The organism is uncultured Lutibacter sp. (assembly GCF_947495725.1).
GTDB lineage: Bacteria > Bacteroidota > Bacteroidia > Flavobacteriales > Flavobacteriaceae > Lutibacter.
In genome coordinates, this window is sequence record NZ_CANLZZ010000001.1 from 570,155 (window position 1) to 594,300 (window position 24,146).

Annotated in this window: 18 protein-coding genes; 14 read left to right on the forward strand and 4 right to left on the reverse strand. The window is 28.8% G+C overall.

Annotation, left to right across the window (positions count from 1 at the left end; translation table 11 throughout):
* Positions 1 to 8: 8 nt before the first annotated feature.
* A complete protein-coding gene (glmS, locus tag Q0776_RS02345) occupies positions 9 to 1,859 on the forward strand; it encodes a glutamine--fructose-6-phosphate transaminase (isomerizing) (RefSeq protein ID WP_298364491.1) in 1,851 nt (616 codons plus the stop codon).
* Positions 1,860 to 1,904: 45 nt separating this feature from the next.
* Here glmS and Q0776_RS02350 read toward each other — a convergent pair whose 3' ends face one another.
* A complete protein-coding gene (locus Q0776_RS02350; RefSeq protein ID WP_298364493.1) occupies positions 1,905 to 2,516 on the reverse strand; it encodes an NAD(P)/FAD-dependent oxidoreductase in 612 nt (203 codons plus the stop codon).
* 58 nt (positions 2,517 to 2,574) lie between these two features.
* A complete protein-coding gene (locus Q0776_RS02355) occupies positions 2,575 to 3,159 on the reverse strand; it encodes a MarC family protein (RefSeq protein WP_298364497.1) in 585 nt (194 codons plus the stop codon).
* Positions 3,160 to 3,249: 90 nt separating this feature from the next.
* On the opposite strand from Q0776_RS02355, the gene Q0776_RS02360 reads away from it, so the two are divergent.
* The 11 genes from Q0776_RS02360 to Q0776_RS02410 all read left to right on the forward strand — a co-directional run bounded on the left by Q0776_RS02360 (position 3,250) and on the right by Q0776_RS02410 (position 17,098).
* Positions 3,250 to 3,813, forward strand: coding sequence for a DUF3109 family protein (locus Q0776_RS02360; RefSeq protein WP_298364502.1), 564 nt, complete (start codon positions 3,250 to 3,252; stop codon positions 3,811 to 3,813).
* Positions 3,814 to 3,913: 100 nt separating this feature from the next.
* The gene (locus Q0776_RS02365; protein WP_298364505.1) at positions 3,914 to 4,438 is read left to right on the forward strand and encodes a hypothetical protein; all 525 of its coding nucleotides are present in this window, start codon (positions 3,914 to 3,916) and stop codon (positions 4,436 to 4,438) included.
* Between the two features lie 112 nt (positions 4,439 to 4,550).
* Entirely contained in the window at positions 4,551 to 6,131 is a 1,581-nt protein-coding gene (locus tag Q0776_RS02370) for a LuxR C-terminal-related transcriptional regulator (protein ID WP_298364508.1), read from the forward strand.
* Between the two features lie 222 nt (positions 6,132 to 6,353).
* Entirely contained in the window at positions 6,354 to 8,102 is a 1,749-nt protein-coding gene (locus Q0776_RS02375; RefSeq protein ID WP_298364511.1) for an OmpA family protein, read from the forward strand.
* A gap of 25 nt (positions 8,103 to 8,127) precedes the next feature.
* The gene (locus Q0776_RS02380; RefSeq protein ID WP_298364514.1) at positions 8,128 to 9,039 is read left to right on the forward strand and encodes a hypothetical protein; all 912 of its coding nucleotides are present in this window, start codon (positions 8,128 to 8,130) and stop codon (positions 9,037 to 9,039) included.
* Between the two features lie 17 nt (positions 9,040 to 9,056).
* Positions 9,057 to 10,169 (forward strand): hypothetical protein, encoded by a 1,113-nt coding sequence (locus Q0776_RS02385; RefSeq protein ID WP_298364517.1) that lies wholly within the window; start codon positions 9,057 to 9,059, stop codon positions 10,167 to 10,169.
* Between the two features lie 6 nt (positions 10,170 to 10,175).
* Complete coding sequence (locus Q0776_RS02390; RefSeq protein WP_298364519.1) at positions 10,176 to 11,120, forward strand: lipocalin family protein; 945 nt, start codon at positions 10,176 to 10,178, stop codon at positions 11,118 to 11,120.
* 9 nt (positions 11,121 to 11,129) lie between these two features.
* A complete protein-coding gene (locus tag Q0776_RS02395) occupies positions 11,130 to 12,572 on the forward strand; it encodes a hypothetical protein (RefSeq protein WP_298364526.1) in 1,443 nt (480 codons plus the stop codon).
* Between the two features lie 6 nt (positions 12,573 to 12,578).
* Positions 12,579 to 13,214: a hypothetical protein gene (locus Q0776_RS02400; RefSeq protein ID WP_298364527.1), complete on the forward strand. Its 636-nt coding sequence runs from the start codon at positions 12,579 to 12,581 to the stop codon at positions 13,212 to 13,214.
* Between the two features lie 405 nt (positions 13,215 to 13,619).
* The gene (locus Q0776_RS02405; RefSeq protein ID WP_298364528.1) at positions 13,620 to 14,591 is read left to right on the forward strand and encodes a ribonucleotide-diphosphate reductase subunit beta; all 972 of its coding nucleotides are present in this window, start codon (positions 13,620 to 13,622) and stop codon (positions 14,589 to 14,591) included.
* A 125-nt stretch (positions 14,592 to 14,716) separates the two neighbouring features.
* The gene (locus Q0776_RS02410; RefSeq protein ID WP_298364529.1) at positions 14,717 to 17,098 is read left to right on the forward strand and encodes a ribonucleoside-diphosphate reductase subunit alpha; all 2,382 of its coding nucleotides are present in this window, start codon (positions 14,717 to 14,719) and stop codon (positions 17,096 to 17,098) included.
* A gap of 269 nt (positions 17,099 to 17,367) precedes the next feature.
* Here the strand turns inward: Q0776_RS02410 and Q0776_RS02415 are convergent, their stop codons facing one another.
* Positions 17,368 to 19,626, reverse strand: a complete 2,259-nt coding sequence (locus Q0776_RS02415; RefSeq protein WP_298364531.1) for an inorganic phosphate transporter — start codon at positions 19,624 to 19,626, stop codon at positions 17,368 to 17,370.
* Between the two features lie 404 nt (positions 19,627 to 20,030).
* On the opposite strand from Q0776_RS02415, the gene Q0776_RS02420 reads away from it, so the two are divergent.
* On the forward strand, positions 20,031 to 21,812 hold the full coding sequence (locus Q0776_RS02420) for a Na/Pi symporter (RefSeq protein ID WP_298364533.1): 1,782 nt from the start codon (positions 20,031 to 20,033) through the stop codon (positions 21,810 to 21,812).
* An 83-nt stretch (positions 21,813 to 21,895) separates the two neighbouring features.
* On the opposite strand, the gene Q0776_RS02425 is transcribed toward Q0776_RS02420, so the two are convergent.
* Positions 21,896 to 23,086, reverse strand: coding sequence for a porin (locus Q0776_RS02425; protein WP_298364535.1), 1,191 nt, complete (start codon positions 23,084 to 23,086; stop codon positions 21,896 to 21,898).
* A gap of 682 nt (positions 23,087 to 23,768) precedes the next feature.
* Here Q0776_RS02425 and Q0776_RS02430 point away from each other — a divergent pair.
* On the forward strand, positions 23,769 to 24,116 hold the full coding sequence (locus tag Q0776_RS02430; RefSeq protein ID WP_298364538.1) for a membrane-binding protein: 348 nt from the start codon (positions 23,769 to 23,771) through the stop codon (positions 24,114 to 24,116).
* Positions 24,117 to 24,146 lie beyond the last annotated feature (30 nt).

Below are 24,146 nucleotides of genomic sequence, written 5' to 3' on the forward strand. Positions count from 1 at the left end.
TTAACTCTATGTGCGGAATTACCGGTTATTTAGGATTTAGAGAAGCCTACCCAATTGTTATAAACGGACTTCAACGTCTTGAATATCGAGGATATGATAGTGCTGGAATTGTTATAACATCAAACGATAAATCAAAACTTTTTAAAACAAAAGGAAAAGTTTCAGATTTAAAAAAAATTGCAAAAAAGAATAATTTAGAAGGTAATTTAGCTCTAGGACACACTCGTTGGGCAACTCATGGAGTACCTAATAACGAAAATTCTCATCCACATTTATCAAATTCAGGAAATTTAGTAATTGTACATAATGGTATAATTGAAAATTACGACACCATTAAAAAAGAACTTATTAAAAGAGGTTACACTTTTCATAGTGATACAGACACCGAAGTTTTGATAAATCTAATTGAAGAAGTTCAAATTAAAAACAACTGTAAATTAGGAAAGGCAGTACAACTAGCACTTACCAATGTTGTTGGAGCCTACGCTATCGCTGTTTACGATATTAATAAATCTGATGAAATAATTGTTGCGCGTTTAGGAAGTCCTTTAGCTATAGGAATTGGCAAAAACAATACTGAGTTTTTTGTGGCTTCAGATGCATCTCCTTTTATTGAATATACAAAAGATGCTATTTACTTAGATGATGAAGAACTTGCTATAGTTAAACTTGGTAAAAAAATTAGAGTACGAAAAATACACGATGATTCAATAGTTGAACCAAATATTCAGGAATTAAAATTAAACTTAGAGCAGATTGAAAAAGGTGGTTACGATCACTTTATGCTGAAAGAAATTTACGAACAACCAAGCGCTATTTTTGATACTTTTAGAGGAAGATTATTAGCCGATAAAGGAATTATTAAAATGGGAAGTGTTGACAACAACATTACCAAATTTTTAAATGCGAAACGAATAATAATTGTTGCTTGCGGTACATCTTGGCACGCAGGACTTGTTGGTGAATACTTGCTTGAAGATTTATCTAGAATTCCGGTAGAAGTTGAATACGCTTCGGAATTTAGGTATAGAAACCCAATTATAAATAAAGACGATATTGTAATTGCAATTTCTCAATCTGGTGAAACTGCCGATACATTGGCAGCTATTAAATTGGCAAAATCAAAAGGAGCATTTGTTTTTGGAATATGTAATGTTGTTGGATCTTCAATTGCTAGAGAAACCAATTCGGGTGCCTATACACATGCAGGACCTGAAATTGGAGTAGCTTCAACAAAAGCATTTACAACTCAAATTACTGTTTTAGCACTAATTGCTTTAAAATTAGGTAAATTAAAAGGAGAAATTTCCACTTCAGATTTTCACAAATATTTACAAGAAATGAAATTAATTCCTTCAAAAGTAGAGGAATTATTAAAAGTAAACCATGAAGTTGAAAAAATTGCATTAACCTATAAGGATGCACCAAACTGTTTATATTTAGGTCGCGGTTATAATTTTCCTGTAGCCTTAGAAGGAGCCTTAAAACTTAAAGAAATTTCTTATATACATGCAGAAGGTTATCCTGCAGCTGAAATGAAACATGGGCCAATTGCTTTAATTGATGAATCTATGCCTGTTATTGTAATAGCAACTAAAAAAGGTCATTACGAGAAGGTTGTTAGCAATATTCAAGAAATAAAATCTAGAAATGGAAAAATAATCGCTATTGTTACTGAAGGTGACACCATTGTAAAGAAAATAGCAGATCACGTAATTGAAATTCCAGAAACTGAAGAAGCATTTGCGCCACTTTTAACAACAATACCGTTACAATTATTATCGTATTATATTGCCGTAATGAGAGGTTGTAATGTTGATCAGCCTAGAAATTTAGCAAAATCAGTTACCGTAGAGTAACAACCCAATACATTATAAAAAAAGCCAGCTTAAAGCTGGCTTTTTTTATTCTATAACATCATGTATCATTGTATGATTGCCGTTATTCCATTCTGTTAAAATATCAGTGGCTACTAATGCTCCACTACCAGCAGCTATTGCATACTGACTTCTCCATCCTGCAATAACTCCAGCAACATAAATTCCTTCTGCAACTATATGATTGTGGTTTTTCAACATAATTTTATCCTTTATTGCTGGAATTGTCGGATGTGGTATAACATAACTTTCCAAACCTTTAATTATTGCAGGTTTTGCAGGACTTGTAGTAATTACAATTTTTGAAGCCTTATATAAATTTTTATTCGTTTTAATCGAAATACTATTTCCTTCTTTTAAAATACTTACTACTTTCTCATTACTAATTTGAATTACTTTGGGAAAGTCCGAAGTAAGCTGTTTTAATCCCTCTTCTAAAATAGTTGAACCCTTTGTTCCTTTTTTAAACCCTAAAACATTATTAAGTTCAGCATTTTGTAATGCCGATGCTTTTTGATGAGTTATTATTCCTATTTTTTTATTCTTTGCAAAAGGTTTTTCCATTGCAGATCCTAGTATTAATGCGCAAGACAATCCTGCCGCACTTCCTCCTATTATTAATACATCAAACGACTCCATAAAATTTCAAATTAAAAATCTAAAATAAACTATAATTTTCAGTAATTAGTTATAAATGTTACATTTTAAAAAGCCCCTGAATATTTGAGGTAAAAAGCTTTACAGCAATAGCTAATAGTACCACTCCAAATATTTTTCTTAAAATATTAATCCCATTTTTCCCAATTAATTTTTCAATTTTTGAAGAAGTTCTTAATACTATATACATAAAAATCATATTTACTATAACTGCAATTACAATATTTATAGTTTCATATTCTGCTCTTAACGAAAGTATTGTTGTTAAACTTCCTGGGCCTGCAATTAATGGAAATGCCAATGGAAATACAGAAGCCGTAACTGGATTTGAATCTTCTTCTTTATACAGCGATATTCCAAGTATCATTTCAAGAGCAAGGAAAAACAAAATTAACGAACCTGCAACTGCAAACGAATTAACATCAATCCCAATTAAATTAAGAATACTTTTACCTAAATATAAAAAGGCAATCATAATTAAACCAGCAATTATTGCTGCTCTTTCTGAATGAATATGCCCAACTTTCACTCTTAAATCAATAATAATTGGAATATTTCCAATAATATCTATAACTGCAAAAAGCACCATAGTTGCAGTAACTATTTCTTTAATATTAATTAACATAATATTTATATTGTTTAAAGCTAATCAAAAGTATTAATTCAATTTATATAAAAAACAAAATTAATATAAAAATTAGTTTATTTTTGCGCTATGTTTCAATTAGGTAAAACAATAGTTTCGGAGGATATTATAGAGAAAGATTTTGTCTGTAATTTATCTGCTTGTAAAGGTAAATGCTGCATAGATGGGGAGGCGGGCGCTCCATTAGAAGAAAATGAACTTCAAATATTATTGGATATTTATCCATTAGTAAAACCTTTTTTAAGGGAAGAAGGAATAAAAGCAATTGAAGATCAAGGACTTTTTATAACAACTGAAGGAGATTATGAAACTCCTTTAATTGATGAGAAAGACTGCGCTTATGTAATTTTCGATAAAAACAATATTGCAAAATGCGGTATAGAAGAAGCATATAATCAGGGTAAAATTAAATGGAAAAAACCTATTTCTTGTCATTTATATCCTGTACGAATAATGGAATATAGTGAGTTTTCGGCTGTAAATTACCATAAATGGCCTATTTGTGATGATGCCTGTTCTTTAGGAAAAGAATTACAAGTTCCTGTTTATAAATTTGTTAAAGAAGCTTTAATTAGAAAATTTGGCAAAGACTGGTATTCTGAACTTGAAGAAGTAGCAAAAAACATGACATAAACTTAAACTTGTAAAAAAGCACTAATAATTATTTTTTTATACATTTGTCCATCATTTATTTTACTACTTTAACCCCAAAATCAAGAAAAACATTACTACTATGAAAAAAATTACCCCTTATTTAATGCTTTTATTAATGTTATTAACGTTAACATCAAACTCTTGTGATGAAGATATTTTAGATGTCGATATTTCAACTGAAATTACAAGAAGTATTGATTTACATGTAAACCAAGGTAAGGAATCAATTATTGAAAATTATACTGTTGATTTAAATAATGATGACACTAAAGATTACATTAATAAAATTAAAAACGTAACAATTACAAAATTATCCTATAAAATTAAAAATTTCTCTGGTGATCCTGAAGGTACTATTTCGGGCACAGTATCTGTAGAAGATTTCTCTTTTGAGCCAATTGTTGATAATATTAAAAACGCCTTTGATAGCAATACCGAATACAAAATATCAAATGTAAATGAATTGAGTACAATTGCTGAATTACTTAAAGAAAAAGGTAAAATTACTGTTGAAATTGATGGTGAAAGTGAATGTCCAAATAATTCTATGGATTTTACTATTGAAGTAACAGCAAAATTAAAGATTACCGCAAATCCATTGTAGATTTTAGATTGTAATTCTTAATCCTATCAAAAAATTAATAATATTTAATTAGCACATAACCAATTTCTCTTTTGTATTTTTACTATAAAAAGCAATAAAAGAGATTTAATTTATGATCTATTTTAAAAAATTAGTAGTCGCACTAATTATTTTAGTGTTCAACATAGTTTCATACAGTCAAAATTCTTCAGAAAAACAGATTGATAGCATTTTTACCCTATTAAAAGTACAACCAAACAGTATTGAAAAGGTTAACAATTTAATTTCACTCTATAAAAAAACTATCTATAACAAAAACCCTAATGAAAGTATTATAGACGAAGCCATTAACATTTCTGAAAAAATTTATTATATAAACGGATTAGCTGATGGTTACAACAGAAAAGGGCTTACAGCACGATATAATAATAATTATACTGCATCTGTTGCATATCATAAAAGAGCTATTAATCTCCTATCACAATCAACCGATACCTTATTAAAAATAAAGTGTCTAAATAGTCTCGGTGTTACATATAGAAAACTAAATTTAGAAAAAGAGGCTTTTGATGTTTATTTTAAAGCCTTGGATTTATCGGAAAAGTTTAACAATTCTAAAAGTGTTGCCATTGCATTAAATGGCATTGGTAATGTATTTATTGATACTAAAGAATATGATAAAGCATTGCACTATTTTAGAAGAGATTATAAACTAGAACTCGAAAGAAATAATTCGAGAGGTCAAGAATATTGTTTATCAAATATTGGTGAAATATTTTTATACAAAAAATCATACGACTCGGCTCAGGTTTATTTAAATAAAGCCCTGGATTTAACAAAAAAATTTAAACGCAAAGAAAGTGAGGCAATACAATATAATTTATTGGGTTTGCTTTTTCAGAAAAAAGAAGAATATGAAAAATCTACCAATTATTATAAACAAGCAATACCAATTTTTACCAATTCAAATAATTTAAGGTATTTAAGCAACACCTTAATTAATATTGGAAAAAATCAACTTTTCACTGGAAAAACCAAAAGTGCACAGGAAAACATTTTGGTAGGATTAAACAATGCCAAAACAATTAACTCTAAAGAAAATATTACTCTTGGTTATAACGCCTTGGTTAATTATTATACCATTACAAAAAACTATAAAGAAGCTTTAAACTCACATAAAATTGCAACCGCATTTCATGATAGTATTGTAAATGAATCTTCCCAAAAAAGTATAATAAGCACTCAAATTGAATATGAAACGGCAAAAAAGGACGAGCAAATTCAAAAATTAGCAATTGAAAAAGAAAAAAGTGAACAAAATGCAAAAGCTCATTTCAACAAATTAATTATAATTTCTTTAATTGGATTTTTAATAGTATCAATTTTAGGCTATTTATTGTATTTGTACAGAAGAAATTCTGATTTAGAAATTGAAAATAAAAACAGTGAACTTCAAAATTACTTACATCAAATTAAACAACTTAAAAAAGAAGCCAAAAACAAATCTTTACCTTCTGAAAATATAGAGGAGTATGGACTTTCTAAAAGAGAAATTGAAGTACTTAAATATATTACTGCCGGGCTTAGTAACGACGAAATTGCTAAAAAAATGTTTGTTTCAAAAAACACAATTAAAACTCATATTAAAAATATTTACGCCAAACTCGATGTAAAAAATAGAATTCAGGCAATAAAAAAAATAAATATTATATAATTCAAAAACTAAATTCCAAACTATTTTTTGATGCTGTTATTTTTATAGAATAAAGTCAAAAAAATTCATTCTTTCAATAAAATTAACATCTTAACACCTATTATTCACCCTAAAGGGTTAGGTAAATCACACTTTTTAATGAAGTAATATTTTTCTTTTGAACCTAATTTAGCATAAAAATTAATCAACAAGGTTATTGCTAAAAATTTAAAAGAAAAAAATATGAAAACACATCATTCTAAATTTAAAAGAAACATTTTATTAAAAACGCTACTTGTAATAGGAATGCTATTTGTTTTTCCAAACCAAGTAGAAGGTCAATTTTTAAAAAAATTAAAAGAAAAAGCCGAAAAGAAAATTGAACGTGAAGCCGAAAAACGCGCTGAACGTAGAATGAATAAAAAAATTGACAAACAATTTGATAAGGCTGAAGATGTATTAGATGGTAAAAAGAATACAGACAAAAATTCAGAAAAAGATAATTCTATAACCAACCAAAATACTCAAGGAAATAATTCTAATACTTCAAATGCTTCACAAACAAATGGAAATGCTGTAAATAAACCAAACGTTGTTTGGAGTAAGTTCGATTTTGTACCTGGCGATGAAGTTATTTTTGAAGATATTCCAAGTACTAGTGAAGAGAATGGAGAATTTCCAAGCCGCTGGGATTTAGTAAAAGGACAGGTAGAAATTGCAAATGCAGATGGTGAGACGGTGCTAATGTTTTTAGATGGAGGAGAAATAGTTCCATATTTAAAAAACTCGTCAACCGATTATTTGCCAGAAATTTTTACTATTGAATTTGATTTTTACAAACCTGCAGGCGGAAATCGCTTATCATTTTATTTAACCGATCAAAAAAACCAAAGAAATAATCAAGTGTACGATAATGCTCAAGAATTTGATGTTACACCATTAAGAATTGATACACCAGAAGGATCTGCTGTTGAGCATTCTGGAAGAGATTATAACTATTGTAAAAATGGCTGTTGGACACACGTTTCTATTGCTTACACCAAAGGAAAACTAAAAGTGTATTTAGATGATACTAGATTGGTTAACATTCCTCACTATTCCTATAATCCAACTGGATTTACAATGTATCCATATTTTGCTAGTGCAAAAGACAACAAAGCATTTTATGTAAAAAATGTACGTATTGCCAAAGGCGGTGTAAAATACTACGATCGAGTACTTTCTGAAGGAAAAATTATTGTAAACGGAATAAAATTCGATGTAAACAAGGCTACTCTAAAACCTGAAAGTATGGGACCAATTAATGAAATATTTGATTTGATGAATAAAAATCCTGAACTTAATTTTAGTGTTGAAGGGCATACAGATAGTGATGGTAGCGATGTTACAAACATGACACTTTCAAAAGAAAGAGGAAAAACTGTTATGAATGAATTAATTGAAATGGGAATTGCTTCAAACAGACTTAAATCTGATGGTTTTGGTGAAAGTAAACCAATAGACACTAATAACACTCCTGAAGGAAAAGCCAACAACAGACGTGTAGAATTTGTGAAATTTTCTGGAAATTCAAACTTAAATAACACCAGTAAAAACAGTGCTAATTCAACATTTGATCAGCTAGATAAAAAAACAATTGGAGCAAAGTTAGAATCGCTTCCCGATAGTTTTAATATTCCAATGTTAAATAATACCGGTATTGTAAATGGGCCAGGAACTGTTATTATTTATGCAACTTCAGATGGCAATATGGGTAAAATGCAGATTTTAGATATTGATAAAAACAATAATAATAAGCTTACCATTAAATATGTTACATACAACTACAATGGATCCGTTCACAGTGAATCTAATAATTTGGAAATTCGAGGAACTTTTACTTGTGATTTAGACACCGGAAATGAAGGTGTAGAACGCGACAAAGCAGATTTTAGAAATGGTGGCGAAACACTTTACCCGTATGAAACTACAATTTTAAAAGTTTTAAAATAACACTACTTAATACAAATAATTAAATATGAAAAAATTAAGCATCATACTCGTCATACTTATTGTAACAATAAGCTGTAAAGGAAACGATAGTAAACCAGCAGATAGTTTAACTATTAAAACCGAACAAAACAAACTAAAACGCTATCAAATAGAATCTGGAATTATTCATTTTACTTCTACTATTACAGGTAAAGTATTAGGAAGCACAATGACAGGTAAAGGAACAGAAACAATATACTTTAAAGATTGGGGAGCAATAGAATTAAAAGACGAAAAATCATCTGAAACAACCCATATTAAAATATTTGGAAAAACAAAAGAAGAAACAACAAACAAACACTCTATTAACAAATTAGATAATGGAGAGTGGTATACAGTAGATTTTGACAGAAAAGAAATTACAGCCAGACGCTCTATGCCTATTGATATGATAACCGCATTTCATCCCAATTCTGATGCTGGAGACGCAGGAAAAGAAATGATAAAAGACCTTGGAGGTAAAAAAATTGGAGAAGAAACTTTTATGGATTATCACTGTGAAATTTGGGAAGCTATGGGTGTAAAACAATGGGTACATAAACATATTACACTTAAAATTGAAACTACTGTAATGGGTATTACAACTTCAAAAAAAGCAACAAAAATTGAATTTAACATACCTGTACCAGATAAGTATTTTAAACTTCCTGATTTTCCAATAAAAAAGGAAGAAAGTTTCTTTAATAATGAAGATATGAATTTTAATATGGACGATATGGAAGGAATGGAAGACATAGATGCAAATATGGAAATGCTCAGTAAACTCTCTTTTGAACAATGGAAAAAAATGGCATTAGCAGATGAATCAGATGAAGAAATGCAAAATATGAGCGAAGAAGAATTACGTCAAACGTATGATATGATTCAAAAAATGGTGAAAATGAGAAAAGGGAATTAATTACTAATAAAATTGCTATGAAAAAGATATTTCTATTTCTAATTTTAAGTTTTGTCATTTCAGTAAATGCCCAAGATTTTAAACCTTATAAAGTTGAATCTGGAAAAATATCCTATGAAAATTTAAAGTATTCAACACATTCGGGATATTCTAATAAAAATGGTGTTGAAAAAAGTTATAGCAAACAAGTTCCTTATGTAGCTGAACAAATAATTTATTATTGGGATGAATTTGGAGATATTGCCTTTGAAGAAATCTATCAAGTTTCAAAATTTGGAGGAAAATTGCTTCCTGAAAAAGTGAAAATTGCTGAACGTTTATGGGTTGATGAACATCGTTATTATTTCAATTTTAAAGAAAATAAAGTAAGTGATGATCCATACTATTTAAGAATAAAATGCAGAGAACATTTTCAATACTATCAAATAAAAAATTCTTGGATTGAGACTTTGTATATGGGTGTCGAAAAATCTGGAACCATAGAAATACTTGGAAAACAAGCTGATTATTACAACATAAGTAACTATCAAGATATCTATGCTTGGAAAGGGTTGGTGTTAAAAGATGAAAGTTTTTCAACAAGTGGTTCTAATGGGCCTAGAAATACTATTGAAAGAGCTAAAATTGCTGTGGAAATTGATACTTCTTTGGTAATAAATAAAGATTTGTTTAATCCAACTTGGTTAAAAAGAGAGAAATTATACAATAGTTTAGACGAAAACAAAATTGTAGAATTATTAGATGGTAGACAAGAAGTTTTAGAGCAAGCAGATAATATTGAAGGAATTCCACTTCAAAAAAATGATATAGTTCTGTTTGTAACGTCAAAATTAACTATTGGAAAAATGCAAGTTTTGGAGATTGACGAAAATAAGCAGCTTACTATAAAATATAGTTTATACCACAATAACAATATTATTGACTGGGGAGATTCATTTAAAATTAAAAATAATACCGTTGTAAATATCGATAAACCACATTATAAAAATGTAGCAACTGAAGAGTTAGATTTTCAGTGGAGCGCAACTAACAACCCAACACTATTTCCTCAAAACAACATCAGTGTTTTTTTATTAAAATCAAGCAGATCAAAATCACTAAAAATTAATCAATACAATAGAAAAAATTAAAATATTATGAAAAAAATACTAATAACATTTATTATCATCCTTTGTAGTTTTTATTCAAAAGCGCAAGAAGCTACTATTATAGGAAACTGGCAATTAACAACAGTTTCAGGAGTTGGCGAAACCGAAACAGGTTTAGAAGTAGTCTTTATTTTTGAAGATAACGGCGTACTTAAAGCTGGAAAAAATAGAAAATCAAGAACTATAAATGCTGGTACTTGGGCATACAATAAAAAGAAAAAATTAATTGTATTATCAAGCGATTTAGATCAAGATTTTAACGGCGCAGCAACTATTATAAAATTGAATGATAAAGAATTAGTCTATAAAAAAGGTATTTCAACCTTTAGCTTTATAAAATTTGATCCTCCAGCTAAAGTTGTAATTACAATGGAAAAACCAATACTTTCTTTTGAAAGTGACGATATGTACGATGAAGAAGGGAATTTTAATTATGAAGAAGCTGAAGCAAAATTACCTTGGACAATTGAAACCATTGTAAACTATTTAAAAAATTATACCGAAATGGTGTACAATATTACAAGTTTCCCTGATGAACAAGAACCTTTTGCTTGGGTGGAGAGCGAAAAAATAAATTATAAAGAAGCCGAACAAACTATTGATGTTAGAGAATACTCATATTATCAAAACGATTATATAGATATGATGGAAGATCCTATTTTAATAGATAACCTAAAAGAATATGAAGAGGATTTTATGTTTTTCCCAAAAGACAATTTAGACATTTATCAAGTAGTTGGAACAGAGGAAATTGAAACGCCAGCTGGTGTTTTTGAATGTACTATTGTTGAAGGCCTTGGTAGATTTAATGCCAAAGTAAAATATTGGATGGTAAATGAAAAACCAGGCGTATTTGCCAAAGTAATTAACGTAAAAGATGCTCCAGTACCTTATGGAAATACAAAAGTGTATGTATTGAAAGAAATTAAATAACACAACAAAATGAAAACTTTACTAGTATCTCTTTTAACATTTATAAGTGTTGCTGTTTTTAGTCAAAACAATGCGGAACAAACAAAAATTAAAAACTATTTAAAAAGCACTATATTAAACAAAAATACTTTACTAATTAATAGTGCTTCGCAAAACGTAACCGCTTCAGATATCTATCAAGGTGAACTACTTTTTAGCACAAGTCATCACGATGGGCATAACATACTACAAATACAGTATTTTATAAAAACAGGTTCTAAACTTACTTCTTTTAAAAATTTAAGCGAATTATTAGCTTCAAGTGAGTTTATCGAAAGCATAAAATCAAAAAAGTTTAAACTAACTGATGAAGACGAAGGTGTTGCTTTTCAATCCTTCTTAAAATTATTGGATTATAAAAATGGACTAGGTTTTTTTATAGAAGATAACACTTGGTATTTTATTAGAAACAAATTTTTTGATGATATAGAGGCCTATGTTGTCACTACAGATAAAAAAGGTGAAATAACTAACATAATTTACCAAAATAAATTAAAAAAGGCATTACCTAAAACACTTTTACAAGCTGGTGAAACCAATGATTATACAGATTCTGAAGCTGTTATTTCAAAAGAAGATAGTGACTTTATACGTAATTATTTATTTAATACTACAAATTATGAGTTTGAAATTTCACCACTTAATTTTTATTCAATACATAAAATATCAAACATTTCAATTAACAAATGTAACTTAAAAGTAACTGAAGGTGAAAAAGGTAACAGCTTTACAAACAATACTCCTTTTGTATTAGTTTCAAGTAATAACGAATACATAAAAACTTCTATAAATGAACTTTTAGAAAGACCATTATTCATAAAAAGTCTGCAAGAAAAATACACATTAAAAACTGAAGATGATGCTAGGCTTTTTCAATATGTATTAGATGATCTTTCACCTGTTAGTAAGTTTGATATAGAGCTAAAAACCTTTTACAAAAAAGACAATATGTGGTTTTTTGTTCGAGAAAAATCTTTTGACAACTTAAAAGGATACATTCTATTAGTAGATAAAAATAATAAGGTTTCCTCTATAGAATATACTACTATTTCCGAAGAAAATATACTTCGCATAAAAATGAAAAATCCAAATTTTAAAATTGACTACAAATTTAAATTGGTACAACCAACTTCTAATAAAGTAACACTAAATAAAGATGAAGGCTTAAATGTTGAAATTAGTTTTGATGAAAATATGGTAAACGCAACAGGTTGTTGGATTTTAACACAGCTTGATGGTCGAAAAGATGGAATATATGCTGGCACAAGAATAAAATCACCTTATACAAATGGAAGAACGGGAATGTCTTTGCAAAACCAACCACACACTATTGAATACTTTTTACTTAAAAATGGAGAAGAAAATACAGAAAATGCCTTAAGTAAAATAAAAATTGAAACTGAAGTAAAATAAATAAAATTGAAACTTATTAAACGAGCATTCTATTTTTTCATAATTGCAGTCTTTTTAGGCTCATGTTCAACAAGTAAAACAACAACAGTAAGCAAATCTGCACCAGTACCACCTGCAGGTATCACATTTACTGAAATTACTAATTTTAAAGGTTTTGTATCACTTCAAAAGCCGTATAAAGGTGAAGGATTTAGCAAGCAAGAATCTAGTGCTTTTAATGATGCTGGAGAGCAAGTACCAACTAGTAAATATCATGGACAACATGTATATCAATTTAGTAATTTATCTAGTATGACTACCGTAAACGGAGATAAAACGGACACAAATATTGCACTTGAAAGCATTAAAAAATCCAGTATTTTAAGACCAATGCTTAAAAAAGAAAATGTTGTTGAACACTACAGTGATGTTCTAATTGCAGGTAAAACGTGCAAAAGATTTCTTGTTTCCTCTAATTTTAGTCGAAACGATTATTCTTGTGTGTATTATAGATTAGGTTATATAATTCCGCATCATAATACTACGGCACTGTTTTATATAGATCAAGCAAAAAGTAGCCCAATAACTGCTTTTGACGGAGATATTAAAAAACTCGAGAGTGTATTTAAATATATGATTGAAACTGTTGAATTTAGGGAATAAAAAAATATTTTAAAAAAACAACATATAATTTATAGCATAATTAACTATTTATAGTAATCCAGCATTATTTTTTAAATAAAACTACCTTAGTTAACAATAAATATTAAAGACTATTAAAAATTTAACTTAGAAAAAGAGTACAATTTGTTGTACTCTTTTTGCAATAACGGCATTTTTAAGAAACTCTAATAAAATCAACTAGCGACCAATAATTAACACTTATATTTAACTGATAATCAATATTTAATACTAATTAATCGTTTATTAAAAAACTTGTAAAATGTTAAAAACTTATTAATAAATGTGAATAAGTGTCCTTTTTTTGTGTCCTTTTTTTTCCAATATTTGTTTTTATCTTATTGAAAGAAACTAACTAACATTTTACCAAACTAAAAAAATCAACAAATGCCTGCTATTGAACCAATCTTGCAAGAAAACAAAGATCGTTTTGTTATTTTCCCTATTCAACACCAAGATATTTGGGAATGGTACAAAAAGCAAGAAGCTAGCATTTGGACTGCCGAAGAAATTGATTTACACCAAGATGTAATTGATTGGGAAAAAAAATTGAATGACGACGAACGTTATTTCATTAAACATATTTTGGCATTTTTTGCTGCATCGGACGGAATTGTAAATGAAAATTTAGCTGAAAATTTTGTTAGTGAAGTTCAATATTCTGAAGCCAAATTCTTTTACGGATTTCAAATAATGATGGAAAATATACATTCTGAAGTATATTCGTTATTAATTGATACATATGTAAAAAATGAAGTTGAAAAAAATGAACTATTTAAAGCTATTGAAGTTTTTCCTGCTATAAAATTAAAGGCCGATTGGGCCTTAAAATGGATTGAAAGCCCAAGTTTTGCTGAAAGATTAATTGCATTTGCAGCTGTTGAAGGAATCTTCTTTTCTGGAAGTTTTTGTTCAATTTTTTGGTTGAAAAAAAGAGGTTTACTTCCTGGATTAACTTTTTCTAACGAATTAATTTCTCGTGATGAAGGATTACATTGTGATTTTGCAGTGCACCTTCACAACAATCATATTGTTAATAAAGTTCCTAAAGAACGTATTTCAGAGATTATTGTTGATGCACTAAACATTGAACGAAAATTTATTACCGAATCATTACCTGTTAGTTTAATAGGAATGAATGCTAAATTAATGACTCAATATTTAGAGTTTGTAACCGATAGACTTTTAACTGAATTTGGTTGCGATAAAGTTTACAACGTTTCAAACCCTTTCGATTTTATGGAAATGATATCATTAGAAGGAAAAACCAACTTTTTCGAAAAACGTGTTTCTGAATATCAAAAAGCAGGTGTAAAATCTGGAGGAACAGGAAACATAAGTTTCGACGCAGATTTTTAAACTAAATATTTTAGCTAAAATCTTTTTTCAAATTGAAATAAATCCAAATTGAAATTTGAGTTTTCAAAAATCAATAGAATAACTGTATACAATAAATATTAACTATTAAATCCTTTTATTAACCAATGTTTGTACTAAAAAGAGACGGAAGAAAAGAACCGGTAATGTTCGATAAAATTACTGCTAGAGTAAGAAAAATGTGTTATGGCTTAAATAAACTTGTAGATCCTGTAAAAGTTGCAATGAGAGTTATTGAAGGCCTTTATGATGGTGTTACTACTTCCGAACTCGATAATTTAGCCGCAGAAACAGCAGCTACCATGACAGTACAACATCCAGATTATGCAAAACTTGCTGCAAGAATTGCCGTATCAAACCTTCATAAAAACACCAAAAAATCTTTTTCTGATGTAATGACGGATTTATACAACTATGTAAATCCACGAACAGGGAATAAAGCTCCATTACTATCTGATGAAGTTTACAAAGTTATTATGGAAAACTCTGCAAAATTAGACTCTACCATAATATACAATAGAGACTTTAATTACGATTATTTTGGTTTTAAAACATTGGAACGTTCGTATTTATTAAAACTGAATGGTGAAATTGCAGAGCGACCTCAACATATGTTAATGCGTGTTGCAGTTGGAATTCATTTAAATGATATTGATGAAGCCATTGAGACTTATGAATTAATGTCTAAAAAAATATTTACACACGCCACACCAACATTATTTAACTCGGGAACTCCAAAACCACAAATGTCATCTTGTTTCTTATTACAAATACAAGACGATAGTATTGATGGAATTTATGATACCTTAAAACAAACAGCAAAAATATCACAATCAGCTGGTGGAATTGGTTTATCTATACATAATGTCCGCGCAACAGGTTCATACATTCGTGGCACAAATGGAACTTCGAACGGAATTATTCCAATGCTAAAAGTCTATAACGATACTGCACGGTATGTAGATCAAGGAGGAGGAAAACGTAAAGGTTCTTTCGCAATTTACATGGAACCTTGGCACGCTGATGTATTTGAATTTTTAGATTTACGTAAAAATACAGGTGCAGAAGAAATGCGAGCACGTGATTTATTTTACGCTATGTGGATTCCAGATTTATTTATGAAACGAGTTGAGGAAGATGGAGAATGGACATTAATGTGTCCAAATGAATGCCCACATTTATTTGACACTTATGGCGACGAATTTGAAAAACTATATACAAGCTACGAACAAATTGGAAAAGGTAGAAAAACAATTAAAGCTCGTGATCTTTGGGAAAAAATATTAGAAGCTCAAATTGAAACTGGGAATCCTTATATGTTATATAAAGATTCTGCAAACAGAAAATCGAACCAAAAAAATTTAGGAACCATTCGTTCTTCAAATTTATGTACCGAAATTATGGAATACACAGCAAAAGATGAAGTTGCAGTTTGTAACTTGGCCTCTATTGCTATACCTATGTTTATTGAACAAGATAAAGATGGAAATAAATTCTTTAATCATAAAAAACTATTTAAAGTAACTAAAAAAATTACACGAAATTTAGATACAGTAATTGATCGAAATTACTATCCTGTAAAAGAAGCTGAAAATTCAAATTTCCGTCACCGCCCAATTGGACTTGGTATACAAGGATTGGCCGATGCCTTTATTATGTTACGTATGCCTTTTACAAGTGATGAAGCAAAAAAATTAAATGAAGAAATTTTTGAAACAATATATTTTGCAGCAGTAACCTCATCAATGGAGATTGCAACTGCTAAAGGAGCATACTCCACTTTTAAAGGTTCTCCAATGTCTAAGGGAGAATTCCAATTTAATATGTGGGGCGTTTCAGAAGATGATTTAAGTGGGCGTTGGGATTGGAAATCTTTACGTAAGAAGGTAATAAAAAATGGGGTAAGAAATTCATTATTAGTAGCTCCAATGCCAACAGCTTCCACATCACAAATATTAGGAAATAATGAAGCATTTGAGCCTTATACTTCAAATATTTATACACGAAGAGTTTTAAGCGGTGAATATATTGTTGTAAACAAACATTTACTTGAAGATCTTGTTGAACTAGGTTTATGGAATACAGAAATGAAAGAAAGTATTATGCGTGCTAATGGTTCTGTTCAGCATATTGATGTAATTCCACAAGAATTGAAAGATTTATATAAAACAGTTTGGGAAATGAGTATGAAAGATATTATTGATATGTCTCGTCAAAGAGGTTATTTTATAGATCAGTCTCAGTCGCTAAACTTATTTATGCAAGATGCTAATTATTCAAAATTAACATCTATGCATTTTTATGCGTGGAAAAGTGGTTTAAAAACAGGAATGTATTATCTACGTACAAAAAGTGCTGTAAATGCAATTCAATTTACAGTTTCTAAGGAAAAGAAAGTGGAAGATACACCATTAACACCTGAAGAGTTAAAAGCAATGTTAATTGCATCACAAAATAATCCAGATGATTGCGAAATGTGCGGTTCTTAATTATATCAATGTTAATATCTTGTGAATAAAAATATTAATTATAAAAAATATCACCTCTAAATTTATAGATATTTGCTGTAATTAATATTTTGTTCTTTAAGAACTATTTAAGTAAAGTTATAAGCTGAATAAATAGTCAACCCAATAGATGGAGTCTCATTTTTAAATGAGACTCTTTTTTATTAAAAAACATTCAATAAAAGAAACTAAAAAATCCCTATCAAAATTATTTGATAGGGATTTTTAGTAATTTACTGTTTTATTTTTACTTACTTCTTGTTAGAATATAGTTCTAATAAATCCATTATAGCTTTTATTAGATCTTCTGTTTCTAACAAAATACTAAAGTATAATGTAGTGTTTTTAGGACTAGATTCTGTAGTTCTAGTACGTTCAACTTGCTTTTGAGCATATGCAGAAACATCGTTTAACAAACCTTGTTTCTCTTCTATAATAGAAGATATTTGATCAAAAGAACGCGAATCAAAAATTGTTCTAATCTTTCCAAACAAATGTTTCAGTTTTTCGTCAATTTCTTTTAATTCTTTTGCCTGATTAACTTTTAATCCTTTGTGATTATTATTAATATGCTTATGACTTACTTTTGAAATAAATGATACAGATTGAGCAATATCTTGTAAATCTCCAATAACATCTATATAGAACTTACTAGCACTTAAAGACGATTCATCTAAGTTTTTAATAAAATAGAAAATATTATTTTGTAAATCTTCAATTTCATGCTCTAATTTTACAACTGTATTTTTTGCCTTTTTAAGCGTTGGTAAATCTTGTTTTATTAACCCGTTAATGGTATTTTCATTAATTTTACTAACTCTTTTTAAAACTTTAGAAATATTATCAGCACTTTCTTCAATAACACCTTTTACAGATTTACTTTCTGTTCTGTTTAAACTATCTTCAGCTTTAATCTCCTTAGACTTTTTAAGATGATTTAAGGAGTTTCTAACTAATAAAACTACCGCCAATAATAATAAAATAGCAATCATTGTAGGCCCGCCTAAATAAATTAAATAGGCTGCAACTCCCGAGGCTATAAAAGCACTTATAGCAGTAAAAAACCAACCACCAATTACATTTAAAACACCTGCAACTCTATAAACTGCACTTTCACTACCCCAAGCTCTATCAGCTAAAGAAGTACCCATTGCAACCATAAAAGTTACGTATGTTGTAGATAGTGGTAATTTATAAGATGTCGCAATTGAAATTAAAACTCCGGCAACCATAAGGTTTACCGCAGCACGCACTAAATCAAAGGCTGGTAATTCATGAGTTTTACCGTGCACTAATTCAATTACTGGTTTTTCAAATTGCTTGTCAATTTTTTCTTCAATTTTGTTAGGAATAAGCGCAGAAAAATATTTTGAAGTTAATATTGATCCTCTAACTAATACTCTAGATAAAAAAGTTGGTTGAAAACGCTCCTTGCCATCTCCTTCTCTAGATAAATTAATTTCGGTTTCTGCAACATATCTAGCTTTTCTTGAAAACCAAATAGTTAAAACCATTACTAACCCTGATCCAAAAAGTAAAAATGTAGGAGTGGCAACTTTTTGACCTAAAACATCCATTGCAAATTCTGATGCTGGTATCCCAGAGCCAGTCCAAGCTTCATAAGATTGCCATGCAGCAATAGGAACTCCAATAAAGTTTACTAAATCGTTCCCTGCAAAAGCCAATGCTAATGCAAATGTACCAACGATAATGATAATTTTAAAAATATTAATTTTAAAGAATTTTATTAAAATATAAGACAAAGCTGACCAGATTACAAAACTAACTGCAACAATTGACAAAACATTGTTTTCTAAAAAATCTTTAATTGTAGCACCTCCAAATAAGTCAAAACTTTGTTTTGCGATATCTGCTCCTTTAATTCCTTTCATAAGAATAAAATAAACCATTGCTGTTAACGCAACTCCGCCAAACAAGGCACCTACCCACTTAGCTTTTTTCTCAAAGTTAAACGATAATAACAAACGAGAAACATATTGAACAAATGCACCTACCGAGAATGCAACTACCACCGAAAGCAGTATTCCAAATATAATTTGCGTTGCTTTTGATGTATTTATATAGTTTGTTAACGTCGAAAAATCACCCCCATCAGCTCCAATTTTAATCAAAGCAACAGCAACAGCAGCTCCTAATAATTCAAATACAATTGAAACCGTTGTAGAGGTAGGCATTCCTAGAGTATTGAAAAAATCGAGCAGTAGAATATCTGTAATCATTACCGCCATAAAAATAATCATGATATCACTAAACATGAACATTCCTGGGTTAAAGATCCCTTTTCTGGCAACTTCCATCATTCCACTAGAGAATACTGCTCCACAAGCAATACCAATACTTGCAACAATCATAATAGTTCGAAATGAAACCGCTTTTGATCCAATTGCTGAATTTAAAAAGTTCACAGCATCATTACTTACACCAACAACCAAATCAGCAATAGCTAAAATTGCAAGTGCAACAATCATTAATAAATAAATATTATCCATTTTTTAGATTTTAAAAAGTAAATTTAATAAGTTAATTGATATTATACTAGATAAAAAACTTATATCTTCAGAATTTCTGTAGAAGTTGTTAAAAAAAGAAATTGCTAAAACCAATTTTGTGTTTTTCAATATTAGTATTCGTTTTGTCACTGCAAATAACTAAAAGATTTACGAGTCTAATGTTATCCAAATGTTAACATTTATCGTAAATACCACCAAAGTTAAAATACGATGATAAATATCACTTTAAACCTTAATCTTTTGAGGTGCAAATTTTATTAAACAGTTAGTTATAAATGTATTTTAAATATTATTTTATTGTTAATAAACTGGTTAACTTCCAATCTTCGAAACTTTTTTTATTTTAATTAAAATCTGTATGTTTAGTACTTATTACACATTCTATGATTAGAAAAATTTTTTTCGGAGTATTTTTATCGCTTTTAGCGGTTATATTATATTTTAATCCAAATTTTAAAACAATTTCAGCAGGAGTTGCTATTTTACTTTTTGGAATGATAATGCTTGAAGAAGGTTTTAGAGTTTTTACAAAAGGACCTCTTCAAAATATTTTAAAAAAGGCTACCGATAAATTATATAAAAGTATTACAGCAGGTGCATTGGTAACTGCTTTAATTCAATCTAGTTCTTTAGTTTCTGTAATTACAATTTCTTTTATTAGTGCAGGTTTAATAAGTTTATCAGGAGGGTTAGGTCTTATTTTTGGAGCAAATATTGGAACCACAACCACGGCCTGGTTAGTTGCCGGCTTCGGATTAAAAATAAAAATTTCTACATTGGCTATGCCAATGTTAATATTTGGATTAATTTTTTCTTTTCAAAAAAAAGTAGCATTAAAAGGTATAGGCAATGTGTTAGCTGGGCTAGGATTCTTTTTTCTTGGAATTCATTACATGAAAGAAGGATTTGATGTATTTAAAGAATATATAGATTTAACTCAATTTGCTGTTTCGGGTTTTTTAGGGGTTTTAATTTATGCCGGATTGGGAGTTATAATTACAACTATTTTACAATCGAGTAGTGCAACATTGGCCTTAATATTAACCGCATTAGCAGCCGGACAAATTGAATATGAAAATGCACTTGCTTTAGCAATTGGAGCAAATATTGGAACAACTATTACAGCTGTTCTTGGTTCTATAGGCTCAAACATTGCAGGTAAACGATTGGCTGGTGCCCATTTTATATTTAATGTCTCTACTGGATTAATTGCTCTAGTATTAATTTTTCCGTTAGCTAGGTTAGTAAACTACTTAGCCAACTTACTTAATATTGCTTCTAATGATTTTACTCTAAAACTCGCATTATTTCATACTATTTTCAATATTTTAGGTGTGCTTATAATGATTCCGTTTATTAATTCTTTGGGAAAACTATTATTAAAGATTTTTAAAGAAAAAAGGGATAAAGATATTGACGAACCAAAATACTTAAACGAAGCAGTTTTAGAGTTTCCAGGGACAGCCATAACTGCATTGATTAATGAATCTAAATTTTTATTTAAAAATGCCATTTTTGAAATTGTTGCTCACGGATTAAACATTCACAAAACAGATATACAATCAGATTTAAAAATTAAAAAAATTATTGCAAAATCTACTTCTGATATGGAAACAGATGTAGAGAATTTATATTACAAAAAAGTAAAAACTATTTATGGTGAAATTTTAAGATATGCAACTACTGCTCAAAGTAATTTAAAACTTACTAAAAAACAAAATAGCGCAGTTACAGACATAAAAATTGCAAATAGAAAAATGGTTGAAATTATTAAGGATGTTAGAGAATTAAACAAAAACATAACACTTTCATTATCTTCTGTAAATCCTCATTTATTAAAAGAATACGACAGCTTTAGAAAAAAAGCCACAAAAGTATTACGAATAATATATTTATTTAGAACTGAAGAAAACCCCGAAAAATATGCTGAGAAACTTCAAGAATTAAAAGTTGATGCTAAAGAAAGTATTCGCCAAAGTAATAAATCTATAGACAAATTGATACGTAAAGATTTAATTTCTGCTGAAATGGCTGCTTCTTTATTTAATGATAATACTAATGTTAATGATATGATTAAAAAGCTAATTGAGGTTGCTGAACTATTGTATGGTAAAAAAGATTCTCTTTTTGAAAATGGGAAAGAAAAAAAGAAAAAAAAGAAATAATTAGTCAAATTTATAAAGACTATAATATTGCATAAAAAAAGACCGCTAAAAAGCGGTCTTTTTTTAATAATAAATATGACAATTTAAAAATGTAATTCCACTTGAAATCTATACATTAACTCATTATTTCCTCCAGACACTTCTAAATGACTAATATCTGTTTGGAATTTTAAACTGTGTCCTACAATATATTTTGAAAGTCCTAAAGTATATTGACTTTCTGGATTTTTACCTGTAATAGCTTTATCTAACTCAATATTTGTGTAACGTCCTGAAATCTCCCAGTCTTTATTTAATAAAAATCCGGTTTGTAAGTTAAAACCTCGTCCTACCTGAACCTCATCTCCAGTTAATGAACCATCTGAATTTTTTGCAAAAGGATCATCAGCTGTTCTATCTGAATATTCAGCCATAAAAGAAAATCCGTTGTATTTAAACATTGCATCAACAAATAGTGTATTTATGTTTGTTTCAAAAAAACCATAATCTGTTGCCATATATGATCCTTGATTACTTCTAGTTTTAACTGCATTATTATTGTGGTCGTAACTTACAGCCAATGACAATTTTGGTTTTTCCTCTCTTTGTAAATCGGCTCCTTTATAATCTCCTTTTCCAGAAAAACTTCCAAATGGAAACATTTCAATACGTCCAGTGTATTGATGCCCACCAAGATTACCTGTAGTTATATTTCTACCTTCACCTTGAGCCATTGAAAATATTTCTTTTACAATAAATTTCTCGGTTAAATTAAAATGGTGTCTTAATTGGAAACCAAAATCACGATCTATAGTAAAACGACTATTTAACAAAGATCTATCAACTTGTTGCAAATTTGCTGATGAAATAACACGCTCTCTATTACCAGGTAATTTTCCTTGACCAAACCAAAGTTCGAAGTTTTGATAAAAATTCCATTTTAACTGCGCATCCAAGATATATCTAGGCGCATTACTGGTAAACGGAGAAGCCCCAGACAAGTCTCTATTAGATAAACCTAATTCAATTTTATACTTTAATTTTGGACTGTAAGCAAAACCATCAAATTTTAATCTGGCCCTTCTTGCTAAAAAATTCGCTTCACTTTTTCCTCCCTCTTCCCAAGTTGACATTCCCAATAGTTGAACCCTTAATCCAACTTTCATATCCCAACTGTTATCTTTTCCTACAAGATTAAAAAGTCCTTTACCAAATTTTGAAGAGTTAGCTTCTTGTGAATGAGATAATGATATGGTGCACAACCATATCATTATAAGTGCTACTTTGATTTTCATTTTAAATATCGTTTTTGTCGCTGCAAATAACTTAATCTAATGTAAAGTTAATGTAACTTTATTGTTATTTTACAATTATTTCCTTTATTTCTCTATTTTTTATTTATAATTAGTTAATATTTCTATAACATTACTTTAGTTAACTTAAAATAAGTAATTGAGTAGCTTTAATTTTGAAGTAATGTTTTTTGTTAACTAACTTTTTAAGAAACGAAATACCAATAAATATTAACTTTCCATTTAATACAATTAATATTGTATATGAGCTAATGCATACTTCTTTAATAAAAATTTAGGAATGGGACTAAAAATAAAGACCACCAAAGATTTGGTGGTCTTCTCATTTCAAATTACTGTTGACAAAAACGAATATTATATGAAATGTGTACTGTATTTAAAATACGACACAAATATTACATGAAATTTATATTTCTATATGAACAAATTATCATGAAATTATTAAGTTTTATAGGTGCTTTTTCACAAACTATATCATTAATTTTCAATTAACCAAATTTTAGACCCTTTTCATTGAAGTGTGTATATAACTGTTTTACAGGTATTTAAATGATTTGATTAAAAACTTAATGTAAACTTAATGTTAAGTTTAGGTTTATTATATGTAAAGTTAATATATTTGAATTATTAAATAACTAAAATTAATTTTAAAAAATATATAGATATGAAAACACTTTTAAACATAGTATTATTATTATTTTGTGTAACAACTTTTGCTCAAGAACAAAAAGTAGATTATAAAAAAACGGATAACAATCTTGTAAAAGCTACTTATTATTTTACAACTAATACATCTGTTATTGAAAAAGAAGGTTTTTTTAATAAAGATGGTAAATTACATGGTATTTGGACAAGTTATGATTTAGCAGGAAACAAAACAACAGTTGCTGAATACAAGAATGGTGTAAAGGAAGGTGTTTGGACTTATTTTAAAGAAGACAAAATAAATATGGTAACTTACAATAATAATAAAATAATTAAAGTAGAGGAAAAAGCTTTGGTGGTTAATTAACTGCTAATAAATTAATGTTCTAAATAAAAA